Origin of the sequence: Mycobacterium sp. UM_11, assembly GCF_001414075.1 — a bacterium.
In the GTDB taxonomy this organism is placed as follows: Bacteria; Actinomycetota; Actinomycetes; order Mycobacteriales; family Mycobacteriaceae; genus Mycobacterium.
This window is the reverse complement of sequence record NZ_LATC01000205.1, coordinates 1-2,357: the sequence shown is the minus strand read 5'-3', so window position 1 is coordinate 2,357 and position 2,357 is coordinate 1. Positions and strand designations below refer to the sequence as shown.

Below are 2,357 nucleotides of genomic sequence, written 5' to 3'. Positions count from 1 at the left end.
TCGGCAGCGTCAGATGTGTATAAGAGACAGTCTCGGTGTCGATGCAGTCGGCCGGCCTGTACATGAACCGGATCTTCGACTATCTGATGGTGTCGTTGCGGTCGTTGCCCCTGGTGATGGTCATCGGACGGCCGGAGGTGCGCATACCCGTCGTCAGTTTCGCGTTGAACGGGGTGCCCGCCGAGCGGGTGGTGCAGCGGTTGGCCGACAACGGGATCCTCGCCGTAACGTGCGAGAACTCCCGCGCCCTGGACGTGCTGGGCGTCAACGACGTCGGCGGCGCGGTGACCGTCGGGCTGGCGCACTACTCGACGACGGCGGAGGTCGACCAGTTGGTGCGCGCGTTGGCGTCTTTGGGCTGACGGCCGCTCCCCTTTCGCCGAACGTGACGTCACGGCGGCGAAACGCGCGGAACGTCACCCTCAGTTCACGCTCGGCGGCTAGACGGTCAGCACGACCTTTCCGGTCACCTTGCTCGACGTCAGCTGTTGGTGTGCCTCGCCGGCCTTTTGGATGGGCAGGCGGGCGCCGATGATGGGTCGGACGCGGCCCTCGGCGATCATCGGCCACACCGACCCGATCACCGCCTGCACGATCTCCGTCTTGCTGTTGGGCCCGGTGACCGGGCGCGCCCGCAGGGTGGTGCCGATGACGCGGGCGCGCTTCATCAGCAGCTTGGCGATGTTGAGCTCACCCTTGATGCCGCCCTGCATCCCGATGATGACCAGCTGCCCGTCGGTGGCCAGGGCGTCGATGTTGCGGTCCAGGTAGGCGGCGCCCATGATGTCGAAAATCACGTCGGCGCCGCCGCTTTCCCGCAGCCGCTCGACGAAGTCCTCGTCGCGGTAGTTGATGGTGATCTCGGCGCCGAGCTCGCGGCAGAACTCCAGCTTCTCCGCCGAACCGGCCGTGACGGCCACCCGCGCACCCAGCGCGCGGGCGACCTGAATCGCGTGGGTCCCGATGCCGCTGGCGCCGCCGTGCATCAGCAGCAGCTGGCCCTTGCCCAGGTGGGCGGTCAGGACCAGGTTGGACCACACCGTGCAGGCCACCTCCGGCAGCCCGGCCGCGTCGACGAGGTCGACACCGGAGGGAATCGGCATCACCTGACCCGCGGGCACGGCGACGTACTCGGCGTATCCGCCACCGGCCAGCAGCGCGCAAACCTCTTGTCCCGCTTGCCAATCCGTGACGCCGTCGCCGGTTTCGGCGATCACGCCGGACACCTCCATGCCGATGATTTCGCTGGCGCCCGGCGGCGGGGGGTACTTGCCGGCGGCCTGCAGCACGTCGGCGCGGTTCACGCCCGCCGCAGCGACCTTGATCAGCACCTCGCCCGGGCCGGCGGACGCGTCCGGCACCTCCTGCCAGGAAAGCTGATCGGGGGATTCGGCGACGATTGCGCGCATGGTGGCCACGCTACCGAGTCCCGCTACCCTAATCAGCGGTGGCGTGGCAGAGCGGCCTAATGCACTCGCCTTGAAAGCGAGAGACGGCTAACACCGTCCGGGGGTTCAAATCCCTCCGCCACCGCTCGTGTCGGGTGCCCACTCGTCGGGGGCAAACGCTAGTAGCTGCGATCGCCCTCGCTGTCGTCGAAGAAGCGCCATTCGCCGTCGGCTTCGACCTCCATGCGCCAGCCCAGTTCGTTGCCCTCGACCGCCTCATCGGCGAACCACGCGTGCGCCTTGTCGGCGCTTTCGATGTCCTTGGTCGCGACGACGTCGCCCTTCGGGTTGAGCACTCGGTAGGTAGCCATGGCGGCAGTGTTCCCACCCGAGGGCGCCCTCAACCGGCGGGGATCTCCGCGGTGATCTTGTCCAGCAGGGCGGTGTAGCGCTTCGCTTCCGGATCGCGGCCGGGTTTGCCGCTGCTCACCACGCCGGCCGCCAGGCCGCGCGCCGGGTCGGCCCAGATCGCGATGTTGACCAGGCCGAGGTTGCCGAAGGCGTGCGACGCGTGGCGCCCGAACGGCCCCCACCGGTCGGTGCCCAGGATGAAGCCGGTGCCCCACCGCGCGGGTTGCAGCCCGACGGCGAAATCCGGTCGCAGCCGGCGGCATTCCTTGACCGCGCCGTACATCGTCTCGGGGCTGACCACCCGCACCCCGTCGAGAGTGCCGCCGCGGCGCCAGATTTCGGCGAACCTGGACATCTCGTTGGCGGTCGACACCGTGTTGGACGACGGGATGATCGTGGTGAGGAAGAGCGGGGTGTTGGTGATGGGGATCTGCTCGTGCACCGTCCCGCCGATCGCCTTGCGGAAGATCTGCGCGACCACCGGCGGCAACGGACGGCCGGTCGCGTGACTCGGGGCGACCAGGGGCAGATCCTCCTCTGTCTCTTATACACATCTCC

At 68.5% G+C, this 2,357-nt stretch carries 2 protein-coding genes, 1 tRNA gene and 2 pseudogenes; 2 read left to right on the top strand and 3 right to left on the bottom strand.

Annotated features, from left to right (window positions below; genetic code table 11):
• Positions 1-23: 23 nt before the first annotated feature.
• Positions 24-362 (top strand): annotated as a pseudogene (locus tag WU80_RS24570) (aminotransferase class V-fold PLP-dependent enzyme); the annotation flags it as partial.
• 78 nt (positions 363-440) lie between these two features.
• Here WU80_RS24570 and WU80_RS24565 read toward each other — a convergent pair.
• Positions 441-1,409 carry an NAD(P)H-quinone oxidoreductase gene (locus tag WU80_RS24565; protein ID WP_055405529.1) on the bottom strand — a complete coding sequence of 323 codons (969 nt, stop codon included), beginning with the start codon at positions 1,407-1,409 and terminating at the stop codon, positions 441-443.
• A gap of 37 nt (positions 1,410-1,446) precedes the next feature.
• Between WU80_RS24565 and WU80_RS24560 the strand changes: the two genes are divergently transcribed.
• Positions 1,447-1,533 (top strand) — tRNA-Ser (locus tag WU80_RS24560).
• 34 nt (positions 1,534-1,567) lie between these two features.
• Here WU80_RS24560 and WU80_RS24555 read toward each other — a convergent pair.
• Both WU80_RS24555 and WU80_RS24550 read right to left on the bottom strand, forming a co-directional pair.
• Entirely contained in the window at positions 1,568-1,759 is a 192-nt protein-coding gene (locus tag WU80_RS24555; RefSeq protein WP_055405523.1) for a hypothetical protein, read from the bottom strand.
• Positions 1,760-1,788: 29 nt separating this feature from the next.
• Positions 1,789-2,337 (bottom strand): annotated as a pseudogene (locus tag WU80_RS24550) (serine hydrolase); the annotation flags it as partial.
• Between the last annotated feature and the right edge of the window lie 20 nt (positions 2,338-2,357).

What these genes read in the sequence shown, in the direction of transcription:
- WU80_RS24555 (WP_055405523.1), bottom strand. Translation starts at nt 1,759, where the DNA reads ATGGCTACCTACCGAGTGCTCAACCCGAAGGGCGACGTCGTCGCGACC.
- WU80_RS24565 (WP_055405529.1), bottom strand. Translation starts at nt 1,409, where the DNA reads ATGCGCGCAATCGTCGCCGAATCCCCCGATCAGCTTTCCTGGCAGGAG.